Origin of the sequence: Pseudonocardia thermophila (genome assembly GCF_900142365.1) — a bacterium.
Lineage (GTDB): Bacteria > Actinomycetota > Actinomycetes > Mycobacteriales > Pseudonocardiaceae > Pseudonocardia > Pseudonocardia thermophila.
This window is the reverse complement of the sequence record NZ_FRAP01000001.1, coordinates 238,320-253,352: the sequence shown is the minus strand read 5'-3', so window position 1 is coordinate 253,352 and position 15,033 is coordinate 238,320. Positions and strand designations below refer to the sequence as shown.

At 72.6% G+C, this 15,033-nt stretch carries 16 protein-coding genes; 7 read left to right on the top strand and 9 right to left on the bottom strand.

The annotated features are described in order from the left end of the window. Positions 1-22 precede the first annotated feature (22 nt). Positions 23-460: an NfeD family protein gene (locus BUE41_RS01260; RefSeq protein WP_073454939.1), complete on the top strand. Its 438-nt coding sequence runs from the start codon at positions 23-25 to the stop codon at positions 458-460. 49 nt (positions 461-509) lie between these two features. Continuing rightward, a complete protein-coding gene (locus BUE41_RS01255) occupies positions 510-1,913 on the top strand; it encodes an SPFH domain-containing protein (RefSeq protein ID WP_073454938.1) in 1,404 nt (467 codons plus the stop codon). 79 nt (positions 1,914-1,992) lie between these two features. Here BUE41_RS01255 and BUE41_RS01250 read toward each other — a convergent pair whose 3' ends face one another. The 5 genes from BUE41_RS01250 to BUE41_RS01230 form a co-directional block, all read right to left on the bottom strand. After that, positions 1,993-2,763, bottom strand: coding sequence for an energy-coupling factor ABC transporter ATP-binding protein (locus BUE41_RS01250; RefSeq protein ID WP_073454937.1), 771 nt, complete (start codon positions 2,761-2,763; stop codon positions 1,993-1,995). Beyond that, positions 2,760-3,524: a cobalt ECF transporter T component CbiQ gene (gene cbiQ, locus BUE41_RS01245; protein WP_073454936.1), complete on the bottom strand. Its 765-nt coding sequence runs from the start codon at positions 3,522-3,524 to the stop codon at positions 2,760-2,762. Before cbiQ ends, BUE41_RS01250 begins: the two co-directional genes overlap by 4 nt. Position 3,525: 1 nt before the next feature. Then, positions 3,526-3,870 (bottom strand): PDGLE domain-containing protein, encoded by a 345-nt coding sequence (locus BUE41_RS01240; RefSeq protein WP_073454935.1) that lies wholly within the window; start codon positions 3,868-3,870, stop codon positions 3,526-3,528. Continuing rightward, positions 3,867-4,589 (bottom strand): energy-coupling factor ABC transporter permease, encoded by a 723-nt coding sequence (locus tag BUE41_RS01235; RefSeq protein ID WP_073454934.1) that lies wholly within the window; start codon positions 4,587-4,589, stop codon positions 3,867-3,869. The genes BUE41_RS01240 and BUE41_RS01235 overlap by 4 nt, the downstream gene beginning before the upstream one ends. 114 nt (positions 4,590-4,703) lie before the next feature. Then, positions 4,704-6,185: an NAD-dependent succinate-semialdehyde dehydrogenase gene (locus BUE41_RS01230; RefSeq protein ID WP_073454933.1), complete on the bottom strand. Its 1,482-nt coding sequence runs from the start codon at positions 6,183-6,185 to the stop codon at positions 4,704-4,706. 131 nt (positions 6,186-6,316) lie between these two features. Here BUE41_RS01230 and BUE41_RS01225 point away from each other — a divergent pair, with 131 nt between their 5' ends. From BUE41_RS01225 to BUE41_RS01215, 3 genes are all read left to right on the top strand, one after another. Next, positions 6,317-7,792 (top strand): MDR family MFS transporter, encoded by a 1,476-nt coding sequence (locus BUE41_RS01225; protein ID WP_234996868.1) that lies wholly within the window; start codon positions 6,317-6,319, stop codon positions 7,790-7,792. A gap of 62 nt (positions 7,793-7,854) precedes the next feature. Then, positions 7,855-9,015, top strand: coding sequence for an acyl-CoA dehydrogenase family protein (locus tag BUE41_RS01220; RefSeq protein WP_073454931.1), 1,161 nt, complete (start codon positions 7,855-7,857; stop codon positions 9,013-9,015). Beyond that, positions 9,012-10,037 carry an acyl-CoA dehydrogenase family protein gene (locus tag BUE41_RS01215; RefSeq protein WP_073454930.1) on the top strand — a complete coding sequence of 342 codons (1,026 nt, stop codon included), beginning with the start codon at positions 9,012-9,014 and terminating at the stop codon, positions 10,035-10,037. Before BUE41_RS01220 ends, BUE41_RS01215 begins: the two co-directional genes overlap by 4 nt. Before the next feature lie 51 nt (positions 10,038-10,088). On the opposite strand, the gene BUE41_RS01210 is transcribed toward BUE41_RS01215, so the two are convergent. Further along, positions 10,089-10,583, bottom strand: a complete 495-nt coding sequence (locus BUE41_RS01210; RefSeq protein WP_073454929.1) for a pyridoxamine 5'-phosphate oxidase family protein — start codon at positions 10,581-10,583, stop codon at positions 10,089-10,091. Between the two features lie 37 nt (positions 10,584-10,620). Beyond that, complete coding sequence (locus BUE41_RS01205) at positions 10,621-11,790, bottom strand: cobalamin-independent methionine synthase II family protein (RefSeq protein ID WP_073454928.1); 1,170 nt, start codon at positions 11,788-11,790, stop codon at positions 10,621-10,623. 146 nt (positions 11,791-11,936) lie between these two features. Here BUE41_RS01205 and BUE41_RS01200 point away from each other — a divergent pair, with 146 nt between their 5' ends. Further along, on the top strand, positions 11,937-12,782 hold the full coding sequence (locus BUE41_RS01200) for an SGNH/GDSL hydrolase family protein (protein ID WP_073454927.1): 846 nt from the start codon (positions 11,937-11,939) through the stop codon (positions 12,780-12,782). Between the two features lie 6 nt (positions 12,783-12,788). On the opposite strand, the gene BUE41_RS01195 is transcribed toward BUE41_RS01200, so the two are convergent. Further along, entirely contained in the window at positions 12,789-13,913 is a 1,125-nt protein-coding gene (locus BUE41_RS01195) for an FAD-dependent monooxygenase (protein ID WP_073454926.1), read from the bottom strand. 66 nt (positions 13,914-13,979) lie between these two features. Here BUE41_RS01195 and BUE41_RS01190 point away from each other — a divergent pair, with 66 nt between their 5' ends. Further along, on the top strand, positions 13,980-14,570 hold the full coding sequence (locus BUE41_RS01190; RefSeq protein WP_073454925.1) for a TetR/AcrR family transcriptional regulator: 591 nt from the start codon (positions 13,980-13,982) through the stop codon (positions 14,568-14,570). 244 nt (positions 14,571-14,814) lie between these two features. On the opposite strand, the gene BUE41_RS01185 is transcribed toward BUE41_RS01190, so the two are convergent. Next, complete coding sequence (locus tag BUE41_RS01185) at positions 14,815-15,024, bottom strand: hypothetical protein (protein ID WP_073454924.1); 210 nt, start codon at positions 15,022-15,024, stop codon at positions 14,815-14,817. Positions 15,025-15,033 lie beyond the last annotated feature (9 nt).

The window sequence follows — 15,033 nt, the reverse complement described above, 5'->3', positions numbered from 1 at the left end:
CCACTTCTGGCAGGATCGCGGTATGTGGCACGCCGTGATCTGGCTCGCAGCCGCGCTCGTCCTCGCCTCGGCCGAAGTGCTGTCGGGCGAGTTCGTGCTGCTGATGCTCGGGGGCGGCGCGCTCGCAGCGGGTGTGGGGGCGGTGCTCGGGCTCGACGTCGTCGGTAGCGCGCTGGTCTTCGTGATCGCCTCGGTGCTGCTGGTCTTCGCCGTGCGCCCGCCGCTGCGCCGCCGGCTCGACCGCGCGACCGCGAACGCGGGTGCCCTGCACAGCAACGCGCTCATCGGCAAGACCGCCGTCGTCGTGTCCCGGGTGGACGACCACAACGGCCAGGTCAAGATCGGTGGTGATCTCTGGACGGCGCGCCCGTTGGAGGCGGGCCACACGATCGAGGTGGGCCAGACAGTGATCGTCATGAAGATCTCGGGGGCGACCGCGCTCGTCGTGCCCGAGGACTGACCGAACAACGTCCCCTTGCCGAGATCAGGGGGAGTGCGAGGAGGACCCCATGGACGGCTCGATCCTGCTGGTCGTCGTGGTGCTGCTGGTGCTGTTCGTGGTCGTGTCGCTGGTCAAGTCGGTGCAGATCATCCCGCAGGCCACCGCGGCGGTCGTGGAACGGCTGGGCAAGTTCAAGGCGGTCGAGGACCCCGGCCTGGTGTTCCTCATCCCGTTCGTCGACAAGATCCGCGAACGGATAGACCTGCGTGAACAGGTGGTCTCGTTCCCGCCCCAGCCGGTCATCACCAAGGACAACCTGACGGTCAACATCGACACGGTCGTCTACTACCAGGTGACCGACCCGAAGAACGCCGTCTACGAGATCGCCGACTACATCAACGGCGTCCAGCAGACCACCACGACGACCCTGCGCAACGTCGTCGGCGGGATGAGCCTGGAGGAGGCGCTGACCTCCCGCGACCAGATCAACACCGTGCTGCGCGGCGAGCTCGACGACGTCACTGGCCGGTGGGGCATCCGCGTGGCCCGCGTCGAGATCAAGGCCATCGACCCGCCGCCGTCGATCCAGGCGTCGATGGAGCAGCAGATGAAGGCCGACCGCGAGAAGCGCGCCATGATCCTCACGGCCGAGGGTCAGCGCGAGTCGGCGATCCGCACCGCCGAGGGTCAGAAGCAGGCCGCGATCCTCAGCGCGGAGGGTCAGAAGCAGGCCGCGATCCTCACCGCCGAAGCCGAGCGGCAGAGCCGCATCCTGCGTGCCCAGGGGGAGCGGGCCGCCCGCTACCTGCAGGCGCAGGGCCAGGCGAAGGCCATCGAGAAGGTGTTCGCCGCCGTGAAGGCCGCGAAGCCGACACCGGAGCTGCTCGCCTACCAGTACCTGCAGACCCTGCCGCAGATGGCGCAGGGCGACGCCAACAAGGTGTGGATCGTCCCGTCCGAGTTCGGTAAGGCCCTCGAGGGCTTCGCGCGCCTGCTCGGCACCCCCGGCGAGGACGGCGTGTTCCGCTACGAGCCGCCGCAGGACGAGGTCCCGACGACTGATCCCGCCGAGGACGACGAGGCCGTCCGGCACTGGTTCGACACCGCTTCCGACCCGAACCTCGTCGAGGCCGTCGCCGCCGCGGAGGCCCAGGCCCGGGCGGGCGTGCCCGCGATCGGCACGCCGCCCCCGCCCACGCCGACCCCCACCTCCACCACCGGGACCGTCGCGACCACCGCTCCGCCCGCTGCACCCACCCCGCCCCCGCCCCCGCCCCCGCCTCCGGCGCCGCAGGCGGCGGCGCGCCCAGACGAGGTGACGCGCCGGATCGAGCGCGGGCCCGCGTCGAGCAGCGCGCCGACGCCGCAGCACGGCGTCCCGCAGGTGCCGCCGCCGGCCCCGGCGCCCCGGCCGTACCCGGAGGCGGCTCCGCCGCACCCGGGGCACCCGCCGCAGACGCCCCAGGGCTGAGGTCCGGTGATCCTTGCCCGGATCTCGACGAACGGCACTTTCGTGAGGAACGGTGCTCACGAGAGCCGTTCGTGGCTCTTCAGTCCAGCCGGAACCCGTACGGCAGCTCCAATCGGTGCTGCCGCAGCAGCTCGGCGTCCGCGAGCAGCTCCCGTGTCGGCCCGTCGGTGACCACCACCCCGTCGTCGAGGATCACGCTGCGGGGACAGAGCTGCAGCGCGTACGGCAGGTCGTGGGTGACCATCAGCATCGTCGCGTCGAGCCCGAGCAGCACCTCGGCCAGCTCGCGCCGGGCCACCGGGTCCAGGTTGGTCGACGGCTCGTCGAGCACCAGGATCTCCGGCTCGCACGCCAGCACGGTCGCGAGCGCCACCCGCCGCCGCTGCCCGCCGGACAGGTGCAGCGGCGAGCGATCGCGGTGCTCGCTCATCCCTACGGTCGCCAGCGCCGCGTCGACCCGGGCGGCCAGCTCCGCGCCGGTGACGCCGAAGTTGGCGGGCCCGAACGCGACGTCCTCGGCCACCGTGGGCATGAACAGCTGGTCGTCGGGGTCCTGGAAGACGATCCCGACCCGGCGGCGGATCTCCTGCAGGTTCTGCCGGGTCACGGGCAGCCCGCCGACGCTGACCGTGCCGTGCCCCGGGGCCAAGATGCCGTTGAGGTGCAGCACCAGCGTGGTCTTGCCGGCCCCGTTGGGGCCGAGCAGCGCGACCCGCTCGCCGCGCTCGATGCGCAGCGTCACCCCGCGCAGCGCCTGGTGCCCGTCCGGGTAGGAGTAGGCGAGCTCCTCGACGGCCAGCGACGGCGCCACCCGGGTGGCCGCGGCCGGTGCGGCGGCATCGGTGGTCATGCGATCACCCAGCCCGTCACGGCGAGCCCGAGGGCGGCCGCCGCTGGGACGAGCCCGGTCAACCACTGGCGGGCGGTGGTGCGTCGGTCGGAGAGCTGGGGCAGGGTCCCGGTCCAGCCGCGCGAGAGCATCGCCAGGTGCACGCGCTCCCCGCGCTCGTAGGACCGCACGAACAGCGCCCCGATCCCGCGCGCGGTCGCCCCGGCCTGCCACAGGAACCGCGGATCGTGCCCGCGGGAGATCCGCGCGATCCGCATTCGCTGCGCCTCCGCGGCGATCACGTCGACGTACCGCAGCATCAGCGTGGCGATCGTGACCACCAGCTGCGGCGCGTGCAGCCGCTGCAGTCCCAGCAGGAGGTCCCGCAGGGGAGTCGTGCCCGCGAGCGTCAGCGATGTGAGCACGCCGAGCGTGCCCTTGGCGAGGATGTTCCACGCGCCGTGCAGGCCCGGCTCCGACAAGCTCAGCCCGAGCACGTCCACCCTCGGCCCTTCGCCGGTGAACGGCAGCAGCACCACGAGCGCCACGAACGGCAGCTCGATCACGCTGCGCCGCAGGATCCAGCCGAACGGCAGCTCGGCGAGCACCCAGATCCCGGCCAGCAGCGCCAGGTAGCCGGCGAACACCCCGAACGCCGTCCGCGGGGTCGCCACCACGCAGCAGACGCCCACGAGCGCGGCGACGATCTTCACCTCGGGAGGCAGTCGGTGCACCGGCGAGTCGCCCGACCGGTACAGCGGGTGCGCGTGCCCGGCGGCCACCTCAGGAACCTGTCGTCGTGCGGCGGCGCAGCAGCCGGAACAGCACCCCGGCCACCGCGACGCACACCAGCACGCCGATCACCCCGGCCAGGCCGGTGCTGCCCTCGGCGCCGCCGATCGCGTAGTCGGCCAGCGGACTGCCCGCGGTCGCGCTGTCGGTGGCGTGCTGGGCGATGCAGGTGCCGGACAGCTCCTCGCCCTCGCCGGTCTCGCAGCCGTGCAGGGTCACCGTGTCCAGCCCGTCGGGATCGGGGCTGGCCAGGTACGACAGCCCGCCCGCGACGACGAGCGCGACGACGAGGAATCCGGCGAAGAAGCCGAGCAGGCGACGATCCGTGGCCGTCACGACGTGCTCCCGGTGGTCCGCAGCTCCAGGACGGGGGCGCTGCCGCGCAGCGCGTACACCAGGTCGGGCCGGATCGCGGCCACCGCCCCGACGGTCGCCGCCGTGATCAGCCCTTCGCCGATCCCGATGAGGGCGTGCAGCCCGACCATCAGCCCGAGGACCGTGCCCAGGTCGACGGGGGCCGCCCCGCCGATCGCGTACTCGACGACGAACCCGAGTGCCGCCGCGACGGTGCCGACCAGCCCGGCGAGGAACGCCGCGGCCACCAGACCGCCCCGGCTGCGGCGGGTCAGGCCGCGCAGCGCGACGATCACGCCGTAGCCGACGAAGGTGCTGATCAGCGCCATGTTGACGATGCTGGCGCCGAGCGTGGTGAGTCCGCCGTCGGCGAACAGCAGCGCCTGCACGACCAGCACCACGGCCACGCACAGCGCGCCCACCCACGGCCCGACGAGCACCGCGACCAGCGCCCCGCCGAGCAGGTGGCCGCTGGCCCCGGGCAGGATCGGGAAGTTGATCATCTGGACGGCGAACACGAACGCTGTGACCAGCCCGGCCATCGGCGCGGTCCGTTCGTCCAGCTCACGGCGCGCCCGGGCGGCGCAGATCGCGAGCCCGACGACCGCCACGGCCCAGAAGACCGCGACGGTCGGTGCGTCCAGGAGCCCGTCGCTCATGTGCATCGCGACGACGACGTCGCTCGTGCGGCCGGCGACCATGCCACCTCCCGTGTCCGGTCACCACAAGCAGTGACAACGGGAGGCTAATGCGCATGCTCTGCTATCGCCAATAACTGGCGATAAGACTCTCCGCCCGGGCAGGCCCGGCCGGGTTCAGCCGGAGAAGCCGATGGCGACGTACTTGGTCTCGAGGAACTCCTCGATCCCGATCCGGCCGCCCTCGCGCCCCAGACCCGACTGCTTCACGCCGCCGAACGGCGCCGCGGGGTTCGAGACCAGGCCGGTGTTGAGCCCGACCATGCCGGACTCCAGCCGCTCCGACACCCGCAGAGCTCGGTCCAGGTTCTCCGTGAACACGTAGCTGACCAGGCCGAACTCGCTGTCGTTGGCCGCGGCGAGGGCCTGGTCATCGTCGTCGAAGACCGTGATCGGCGCGACCGGGCCGAAGATCTCCTCGCGGACCATCCGGGCCTGGATCGGCACGTCCCGGAGCACGGTGGGCCGGTAGAAGTAGCCCGGCCCGTCCACCGGCTCCGCGCCGACGACGACATCGGCGCCCTTCTCGACGGCGTCGCGCACGAGGCCGTCGACCTTCGCGCGGCTCTTGCCGTCCACGAGCGGACCGACCTGCACGCCCTCCTCGGTGCCGCGGCCGACGGTGAGCGTCCCCATCCGCTCGGCCAGCTTCTCGGCGAACGGCTCGGCCACCGAGCGGTGCACGAGGAAGCGGTTGGCCGCCGTGCAGGCCTCGCCCATGTTGCGCATCTTCGCGAGCATCGCGCCCTCCACGGCCTTGTCCAGGTCGGCGTCGTCGAAGACCAGGAACGGTGCGTTGCCGCCCAGCTCCATCGAGGTGCGCAGCACTTTCTCGGCGGACTGCGCCAGCAGGATCCGGCCCACCGGCGTGGACCCGGTGAACGACAGCTTGCGCGCCCGCCCGTCACGGATCAGCGGTTCCATCACCGGGCCCGCCTCCGACGTCGTGACGACGTTGAGCACACCGGGCGGCAGGCCCGCCTCGGTGAGGATGTCGGCGATCATGTGCATGGACAGCGGGGTCAGCTCGGACGGCTTGATCACCATCGTGCAGCCCGCTGCCACCGCCGGGGCGATCTTGCGGGCGCCCATCGCTGCCGGGAAGTTCCACGGCGTGATGAACAGGCAGACGCCGACGGGCTGCTTGTGGATCAGGAACCGGCTGGCCCCGTTGGGCGCGATCGCGTAGCCGCCGTCGATGCGCACGGCCTCCTCGCTGAACCAGCGGAAGAACTCCGCGGCGTAGGCGATCTCGCCCTTGGCCTCGGCGAGCGGCTTGCCCATCTCCAGGGTCATCAGCAGCGCGAGATCGTCGGCGCGGGCGGTCATGATCTCGTAGGTGCGACGCAGGATCTCCCCGCGGTCGCGCGGCGCCATCCGGGCGAAGGAGTCCTGCGCGGCGACGGCCGCGTCGAGCGCGGCGGCGCCGTCGGCCGGTGTGGCGTCGGCCACTTCCGTGAGCGGTTCGCCCGTCGAGGGATCCTCCACCACCAGCGTCCGGTCCCCGGTGGCCGATCGCCATTCCCCGCCGATGAAAAGGCCGGTCGGGGCGGCCTCGACGACGCGGTGCTCGTCCTGCGCGGTGGGGGTGTTCGCCATGTGCGTGATCCTCGCACCGCGACGTGGCGGGCGCAGCGGCGCGGGGCGAGCACCGATGAATTCGGAGGTTCGTGTCGGTCCTCCTCCCTAGATTGGGAATGGATCCGACTACGAGACGGCTGAGGTTTCCCGTGACAGACCAGACAACGCAGATCGACGAGGGATCCTCGCCGTTCACCTCCGCGGCGGCGCCCGGGGCGATGCCGCGCCGCGACGTCATGATCATCGCGGTGCTGCTCGTCTCGACGTTCGTCGTGATCCTCAACGAGACGATCATGAGCATCGCGCTGCCCGTGCTCGCGGAGGACCTGCGCGTCGACTACAGCCAGGGCCAGTGGCTGACCTCCGGGTTCCTGCTGACGATGGCCGTGGTCATCCCGGTCACCGGGTTCCTCATCCGGCGCATCCGCACCCGCGTGCTGTTCATGCTGGCCATGACGCTGTTCAGCGCGGGCACACTGCTCGCCGCGCTGGCGCCGTCGTTCGAGGTGCTGCTGGCCGCGCGGGTCGTGCAGGCCAGCGGAACGGCGATCATGATGCCGCTGCTCATGACGACCGTCATGAAGCTGGTCCCGGGGGAGCGGCGCGGTGCGGTCATGGGCAACATCGGCACGGTCATCGCCGTGGCGCCCGCGATCGGCCCGACGATCTCCGGGTTCGTGCTGCACTCGCTGGGCTGGCGAGCCCTGTACTGGCTGGTGCTGCCGATCGCGCTGGCCGCGCTGGCGTTCGGGATCCGCAGCATGATCGACGTCGGCGAGCCCGAGCGGGTCCGCGTCGACGTGGTCTCGGTGCTGCTGTCCGGGATCGGGTTCGGCGCCCTGGTATACGGGCTGAGTGCGTTCGGCCACGAAGGCGGGGGCGCCGGCGGCGTGCCGGCCTGGGTGCCGATCGTGGGCGGCGCGGCGGTGCTGACGGTGTTCGTCGTCCGCCAGCTGCAGCTGCAGCGCACCGACGACGCGCTGCTCGACCTGCGCACGTTCACCTCGGGCGGCTTCACGATCGCGGCCGTGCTGATGGTGCTGATGATGACGGTCCTGTTCGGGGCGATCATCCTGCTGCCGATCTACATGCAGGAGATCATGGGCCTCGACGTGCAGACGTCCGGCCTGGTGCTGCTGCCCGGCGGCCTGGTGATGGGGCTGCTCGGCCCCGTCGTCGGCCGGCTCTACGACCGGGTCGGGGCGCGGCGGCTGCTCGCGCCCGGTGTGGTGGTGACCAGCCTGGCGCTGTGGTCGACGACGCTGTTCACCGCGCAGACCGGGATCGCGCTGCTCCTGGCGTTCCACATCACGCTGTCGGTGGGCCTGGCGTTCGTGTTCACGCCGCTGTTCACCTCGGGCCTCGGCGCGGTGCAGCCGCGGTTCTACTCCTACGGCAGCGCGATCTTCGGCACCACGCAGCAGCTCGCCGGAGCCGCCGGGGTCGCCTTGCTGGTCAGCGTGATGAGCGCACGGGCGGGCTCGCTCGCCGCGGCGGGCGCGGCGCCGGTGGAGGCCACGGTCGGCGGGATCCACACGGCGTTCCTGGTGGCCGCGGTGCTGTCGCTGGTGGCGATCGTGGGCGCGTTCTTCGTGCGGACCCCCCAGGGGGCTCCTGCCCACTGACCGTGGGACGGCTGTGCCGAACCGCACAGTGCGCAGCGCGCGAGGCGGTGCAGGATGTGCGGGTGAGTCTGCCAGCGTTGGTACCGCCACCGATCGAGCTGCCGCCCCGTGTCGCGGCGCTGCGAGCCTCCGTCCGCGAATTCCTCCAGCAGGAACTCGAAGCCGGGCTCTGGACGCCCAGAGCGGACGTCTGGCTGTCCGGCTGGGACGAGCGGTTCACCAAGGAGCTGGCGCGCCGCGGCTGGATCGGCATGACCATCCCCACGGAGTACGGCGGGCACGGAGCCTCGCCGCTGGATCGCTACGTCGTCACCGAGGAGCTCCTCGCTGCGGGGGCCCCGGTGGCCGCGCACTGGGTCGCCGACCGGCAGATCGGCCCGTCGCTGATGCGGTTCGGCACCGAGGAGCAGCGGCAGAAGTTCCTGCCCGGCATCGCCGCCGGTGAGATCTACTTCGGCATCGGCATGAGTGAGCCGGACTCCGGCTCCGACCTGGCCAGCGTTCGCTCCCGCGCGGTCCGCGTGGACGGCGGCTGGGAGCTGACCGGCACCAAGATCTGGACGTCCGGCGGGCACCGCGCCCACGCGTTCTTCGCGTTGGTGCGCACCTCCCCGCCCGACGAGAAGAACCGCCACGCCGGGCTGTCGCAGCTGATCGTGGACCTGCGCGCCCCCGGCGTGACGGTGCGGCCCATCCCGCTGCTCACCGGGGCGCACCACTTCAACGAGGTCGTCTTCGACAAGGTCTTCGTGCCGGACTCGATGGTGCTCGGCGAGATCGGCAACGGCTGGCACCAGGTCACCAGCGAGCTCGCCTTCGAGCGCAGCGGACCCGAGCGGTTCCTGTCCACCTATCCGCTGCTCTCCGCGCTGATCGGGGAGCTGCAGGGCGTCACCGACCCGGGCATCCGCCGCCAGGTCGGTTCGCTCGTGTCCCGGCTGTGGACGCTGCGCGGGATGTCGCTGTCGATCGCCGGTGCGCTGGAGGCCGGGCACGCCCCGGAGCTGGCCGCGGCCGTCGTCAAGGACCTGGGCACCCGCTTCGAGAACGAAGTGATCGACGCGGCCCGGCTGCTGGTGTCGATCCCGCCCGATCCGGGGGCCGAGCCCGGGTTCGCCCGGCTGCTCGCCGAATCCGTGCTGCACGCGCCGGGCTTCACCCTGCGCGGCGGGACCAACGAGGTGCTGCGCGGCATCGTCGCGCGCGGACTGGGGCTGCGATGACCACCGAGACCGAGACCAACGAGCTGCAGGATCTGGCCACCTCCGTCTTCTCCGACGCCGACGCGGAGGGCTCCGGCTTCGACGCCGCCCTGTGGTCGACCCTCGAGGAGACCGGCCTGGCCCGCCTGACCCTGCCCGAGGAGGTGGGCGGGAGCGGTGCCGGGTTCGTCGAGTCCGCCGTCGTGCTCGGTGCGGCAGGTGAGTTCGCCGGGCGCGTCCCGCTCGTGGAGACCGACCTCACCGCCGGATGGCTGCTGCACACGGCCGGCATCCCGCTGCCGGACGGACCGCTGACACTGGCCACCGCAGATCTGGACGTCGACCGCACCGCGCGGCGGGCGGCGGGCACGCTGCGGCGGGTGCCGTGGGCGCGGTCCGCCGCCGGGATCGTCGTGCTCGCCGGGGACGCGGTCCTGCTGATCGACCCGGCGGGCGTGGAGATCACCGACGGCACCAACGTCGCCGAGGAGCCGCGCGACACCGTGACCGTCGACGGCGCGATCACCGTCGCCGGTGTCGACGACCGGGTGGGCTCCGAGCTGCGGCTGCGCGGCGCGTTCGGGCGGGCTGCGCTGCTCGCGGGCGCGGCCCGCGGAGCGCTCACCGCGGCCGTGCAGTACGCGGGGGAGCGCATCCAGTTCGGCCGGCCGATCGGCCGCTTCCAGGCGATCCAGCAGCAGCTGGCCCTCGCCGCCGGCGAGGTGGCCGCGGCGCAGTCCGCCGTCGCCGTGGCCGCACGCAAGATCGACCGCGCCGGCTTCGGCGACGCCGAGGTGCAGCTGGCCGTCGCCGCGGCGAAGTCGCGGACCAGCGAGGCCGCCGGCGTCGTCGCGCGGATCGCGCACCAGGTGCACGGCGCGATCGGCTTCACCCGCGAGCACCGGCTGCGGCTGACCACGACCCGGCTGTGGGCGTGGCGGGACGAGGACGGCAGCGAGGCGGAGTGGAACGACCTCGTCGGCCGGCTCGCGCTGGAGGCCGGCCCGGCTGGTCTGTGGCCGATGGTGGTGGGCACGCCGTGACGCACGACGGCGCCGATGGCCGCGCACGCGGCCATCGGCGCCGTCCGATCGTCACGGGGTGGTCTCGACGCGCCGGCGCACGTTCGCCTGCGCCGCGGGCTTGCGGAAGTCCCAGCTGGTGATCTTCTCGGGGACGACCTTCAGCCAGGCGTGCTTCCCGTCGTGCACGACCTTGCCGTTGTTGTAGCGATCGGCGAACGCCTGCTCGGGCCCGTCCAGCTCGGGGCAGGGCTCGCCGGTGCGCGGCACCTCGCCGACCACCTCGACCCGACCCTGGATCTCCACGCCGCGCAGCTGCGTGTAGTCGGCCCCGCCGGCATCGACGACCACGGCGACGCGCGGGTCCCGCTGGAGATCGATCCAGCGCTGGCTGCGCGCGATCGACGTCAGCCACAGCGCCCCGCCGTGCCAGACGTACCAGAGCGGGGTGACGTGCGGCCCGCTCGGGCTGATCGTGGCGACCCGGCAGACCCGTTCCTCGGCGAGGAAGGCGTCGATCTCCTCGGGCGTCATCGCGATGGCCCGGGCCCTGCGTTGCTGCTTCATGACCGCGACCGTATCCGGCCCGGTCATGGAATGCGGCTCATCGCCCCCAGAGCCGCGCGCTCGCGATCCGCGCTCCCTCGCTGAGCGCGCGGAACTTCTCCCACACGACCGTCGGGTGCACCTCGGGCTTGAACGAGGCGCGGGAGGAGAACCCGCAGTCCGCGCCCGCGATCACGTTCTCACGGCCGACGATGCCGGCGTAGAGCTCGATGGTGTCGGCGATCAGCTCGGGATGCTCCACGTAGTTGGTGGCGTGCCCGACCAGGCCGGGGATGAGGATCTTGCCGTCGGGCAGCGGCAGGTCCCGCCAGATCTTCCACTCGTGCTGGTGGCGCGGGTTAGCCACCTCGAACGAGTACGCGCCCGCGTTGATCCGCAGCATCAGCGGCGCGACCTCGGCGAAGGGGATGTCGTGCACCCGCGGGCCGTGGTTGAGCCCGTAGCAGGTGTGCAGTCGGATCTTCTCCGGTGGGATGCCGCGCAGCGCGTGGTTGAGGATCTCGATGTGCTGCTCGGCCGCGGCGCGGCGCTGCTCGGGCGTGGTCGCCGGGTTCTCCGACAGGTACTCGATCAGCCACGGGTCGTCGACCTGGAGCAGGAACCCGGCCTCGACGATGGCGAGGTACTCCTCGCGCAGCGCCTCAGCGACCGCGGAGAGGTACTCGCCCTCGCTGGCGTAGTACTCATTGCGGCCGAACCCGGACGGGCTCGTCGACGGCAGGAACGCCTCGGTGACCGCGCCCTCCGGCTGCGCCGCGAGCGCGGCGCGCAGGTTCTCGATGTCGGTGCGCAGCTGCTCGTGGCCCACGTAGGACACCGGGCCCGTGCACACCATGGTCGTCATGGGGGAGACCTGCTCGGTGTACTTGCCCAGGTAATCGGCGTAGTACTCGGGGAACGCGTCGATCTCGACCTGCCACGACGGCGGCATCAGCTTCTCCCCGGTGCCCGCGGCGAACCCGGACAGCCGGTCCTTGACGTAGGTCAAGAAGCTGACCTTGCTCATCTCACCGTCGGTGACGACGTCCAGCCCGGCCTCCACCTGCTTGCCGACGACCTCGGTGACCGCGTCGGCGACCAGCTTCGAGTAGCCGTCGACGTCGTAGGGGCGGCCGTGCTCCTTCTCCCGCATCTGCTCCAGCAGCGGCCGCGGACGGGCGAGGCTGCCGACATGGGTGGTCAGGATGCGTTCGCTGCTGCGCTGCATGGTTCCCGGACGGTAGGAGCGCCGCCCCGCCCGCACCAGGGGTGCGTTCCGGGGCGGCGAACATCCTCCGCTCGGGTGATATCCGCAGACGGGGAGGCGTCGTTTGAGCGGGCGTGATCCACCTGCGTCGCTCGGTTGTCGCAACCATGTCCGTCGTGGCGGCGGCCGCCGCCACGATCGTGCTCACCGCCACCCCGGCTGCCGCCGCGAACGGCCGCTACGTCGCGCTCGGTGACTCCTTCACCGCCGCGCCGCTGGTGCCGGTGCAGCACGGGGTGCCCTTCGGCTGCTTCCGCTCGGACAGCAACTACCCGTCGCACGTGGCGAAGCAGTTGGGCAAGGCCAAGTACCGGGACGTGAGCTGCTCGGGCGCGACCACCGAGAACATGACGTCCCCTCAGCAGGTCGCGGACGGGGCGAACCCGCCGCAGTTCGACGCGCTCGGCCCCGACGTGTCGCTGGTGACCCTCACGATCGGCGGCAACGACGTCGGCTTCGCCGGGATCATCGAGGAGTGCGTGGTCCGCTCACCGCTGGACCCGCACGGCAGCGCCTGCAAGGACTACTACACCGCGGGCGGCAAGGACCAGCTCGCCGAGCGGATCAAGAAGGCCGCCCCGAAGATCGCCGCGACGCTGCGCGGTATCGCCGAGCGCGCGCCCTCGGCCACGATCGCGATCCTCGGTTACCCGGCGATCCTGCCCGACAAGGGCCCCGGCTGCTTCCCGATCGTGCCGTTCAGCCCGGGCGACGTGGCGTACCTGCGGGAGACCGAGAAGCGGCTCAACGCGATGATCGAGGAACAGGCCCACAAGGCGGGCGTGATCTTCGTCGACACGTACACGCCGTCGATCGGCCACGACGCGTGCCAGGAGCCCGGCGTGAAGTGGATCGAGGGCCTGGTGCCGACCGCGGCCGCCGCGCCGTTCCACCCCAACGACCTGGGCACCAAGGGTATGGCGGAGGCTGCGCTCGCGGCCCTCGGCGCCTGACGGCTCTCAGACCGGATCGAACCGCAGCTGCCGGGCCAGCGTGCGAGTCGCGGCCGACCGCGGGACCGCCCGCAGCAGCATGTCGCGGACGCGCCCGCGCACGCCGCGCAGGCCGAGCACGCGGTGGGCCGAGCGGGCGGCGCCGAGGATCTCGGTGACCCGCGGGACCCGCAACCGGCTGTAGCGGGCCAGCGCGGCCTCGGCGGTCGCGGCGGTGGCGTCGGCGAGAACGGACTGGAGGATCGCCGCGTCCTCGAACGCCTGGCAGCCGCCCTGCCCGAGGTCCGGGGTCATGGCGTGGGCGGCGTCGCCGAGCAGTGCGATCCGGCCCTTGTGGAACGCCGGGAGCGGCGTGGCGAGCTGCGCCGTCTCGGTGATGTGCACGCCGTCGGCCGGGGTCGCCTTGATCATCTCGACGAGGGCGGGGTGCCAGTCGGCGCGCCGCTCGGCCAGCCAGCTCAGGCGTTCTCCCGGCTCGGTGGGTGCGGGTCCGACGATCGGCTCGCGCCAGGTCGCGTACCAGTAGACGCGGCCGTCGGCCATCTCCAGCGCCCCGGTGCGCTCGCCGGTGCGGTGATCGAGGAACTCGCCGAACAGCGCGTCCGCCGGCACGTAGGGGGCGATGGCGCGGGCGGCGAGCTCGCCGGACCCGACGAGGCCCGGGTGGTCGGGGAACAGCCGACTCCGCGTGGCGCTGCGGGCGCCGTCGGCGGCGATCACGACATCCGCGTCGAGCCGGGTGGCGTCCTCGACGGGGATGCCGGTGCGGATCACGCCGGCGGGGAGAGCGGACTGCAGCAGGCGGTGCAGCCAGGTGCGCGGCACGACCGCGTACGGGGCGCCGGTGCGGACGACGACCCGGGTCTGGTCGGTGGCCAGGAGGGCGCGGCCCCAGCGGTCGCGGATGCCGGCGCCGGAGTCGGCGTGCGGTGGGGTGGCCTGCGCGCGCACGGCGGCGCCGAGGCCGAGCCGGTCGAGAGCGAGGACCGCGTTGGGCATGAGCCCGATCCCGGCGCCGGTCTCGCGCAGCTCGGGCGCGCGCTCCAGGACGGTGACGGTGTGGCCGCTGCGGTGGGCGGCGACGGCGGCGGCGAGCCCGCCCGGTCCGGCGCCGACGATCGTGATGTCCATGTCAGCTCCTCTACAGGTGTAGAGGAAGGCTAGCATGCCTCCTCTACGGATGTAGAGGGGTGAGGGATGCTCGATCGGCGCACCGAGATCCTCGACGCGGCGCTGTCGGTGCTCGCGTCCGACGGCATGCGCGGCCTGACCCACCGCGCGGTCGACCACGCGGCCGGTATCCCGACCGGCAGCACGTCGTACTACTTCCGCACACGCCAGGCGCTGGTCGCCGGCTGCATCGACCGGCTCGTCGAGATCGACCGGCAGTTCGGGGCGCCGCCGCGGGTGCCGACGGACGTCGCGGGATTCCTCGATCTCGTGGTCGCGGCGGGGGAGGTGATGGCCGGGCCGAAGCGGGCCCTCACCCAGGCGCGCTACGAGCTCAGCGTCGCGGCCATGCACGATGCCGAGCTGCGGGAGCTGCTCGGCCGGGGTGCCGCAGCCGTCGCGCAGATGGCCGCGGCCGGGCTCGCCGCGCTGGGGGCGACGGAGCCGGAACGGTCGGCGCGACAGGTCCTGGCGGCCTTCGACGGGGTGCTGTTCACGGCGCTGGTGCGCGGCGAAACGGAGGTGGGCCCGATGCTGCGGGCGGTGGTGGGGCCGGTGCTGGCCGCGCAGCCCGGGTTGGCGGGGCGAGCCGGGCTGAACCCCAGAGGACGGCCATGAGGCCACGAACGGCCCTTTCGTCCACCCCGAGTGGACGAAAGGACCGTTCGTTGTGTTCTGGCGGCGGCTGTTCCGGCAGCGTGCGCTCCCCGGCCGTGCCGGTCAGCGAGTCTCGGCCGGCGAGTTCCGCGTTCGGTCCAGCGAGTCGTGCGCGCGAGTCGTGCAGGCAGGACCGCGAGTCACGCGCCAGGCGCGGCGGGTCCGGAGAACGGGCGGCCGGCCCGGGCGCCGGCGAGTGCAACGTTCAGGAAGCGATGGCAGCGCCGCTGCTCGGCGCCGCGGTGGTCGCGGGGAACTCGGCGGCGAGGCGGAGCATCAGGCGGTCCTTGGCGCGGGCGCGCTCGTCGGGGTCTGGGCCGCGCACGGACAGCCGGGTGAGCGCGGCGACGATCGCGCGCTCGCGGTCGGTGTACGCGGCGGTCGTGGCGTCGTCCGGTCGGTCCGTACCGGTCATGACCCCTTC

Excerpts from the sequence above, each read along its gene's own strand:
- BUE41_RS01260 (WP_073454939.1), top strand. The coding sequence starts at position 23 with ATGTGGCACGCCGTGATCTGGCTCGCAGCCGCGCTCGTCCTCGCCTCG.
- BUE41_RS01255 (WP_073454938.1), top strand. The coding sequence starts at position 510 with ATGGACGGCTCGATCCTGCTGGTCGTCGTGGTGCTGCTGGTGCTGTTC.
- BUE41_RS01250 (WP_073454937.1), bottom strand. The coding sequence starts at position 2,763 with ATGACCACCGATGCCGCCGCACCGGCCGCGGCCACCCGGGTGGCGCCG.
- BUE41_RS01235 (WP_073454934.1), bottom strand. The coding sequence starts at position 4,589 with ATGGTCGCCGGCCGCACGAGCGACGTCGTCGTCGCGATGCACATGAGC.
- BUE41_RS01230 (WP_073454933.1), bottom strand. The coding sequence starts at position 6,185 with ATGGCGAACACCCCCACCGCGCAGGACGAGCACCGCGTCGTCGAGGCC.
- BUE41_RS01215 (WP_073454930.1), top strand. The coding sequence starts at position 9,012 with ATGACCACCGAGACCGAGACCAACGAGCTGCAGGATCTGGCCACCTCC.
- BUE41_RS01210 (WP_073454929.1), bottom strand. The coding sequence starts at position 10,583 with ATGAAGCAGCAACGCAGGGCCCGGGCCATCGCGATGACGCCCGAGGAG.
- BUE41_RS01205 (WP_073454928.1), bottom strand. The coding sequence starts at position 11,790 with ATGCAGCGCAGCAGCGAACGCATCCTGACCACCCATGTCGGCAGCCTC.
- BUE41_RS01200 (WP_073454927.1), top strand. The coding sequence starts at position 11,937 with ATGTCCGTCGTGGCGGCGGCCGCCGCCACGATCGTGCTCACCGCCACC.
- BUE41_RS01195 (WP_073454926.1), bottom strand. The coding sequence starts at position 13,913 with ATGGACATCACGATCGTCGGCGCCGGACCGGGCGGGCTCGCCGCCGCC.
- BUE41_RS01190 (WP_073454925.1), top strand. The coding sequence starts at position 13,980 with ATGCTCGATCGGCGCACCGAGATCCTCGACGCGGCGCTGTCGGTGCTC.
- BUE41_RS01185 (WP_073454924.1), bottom strand. The coding sequence starts at position 15,024 with ATGACCGGTACGGACCGACCGGACGACGCCACGACCGCCGCGTACACC.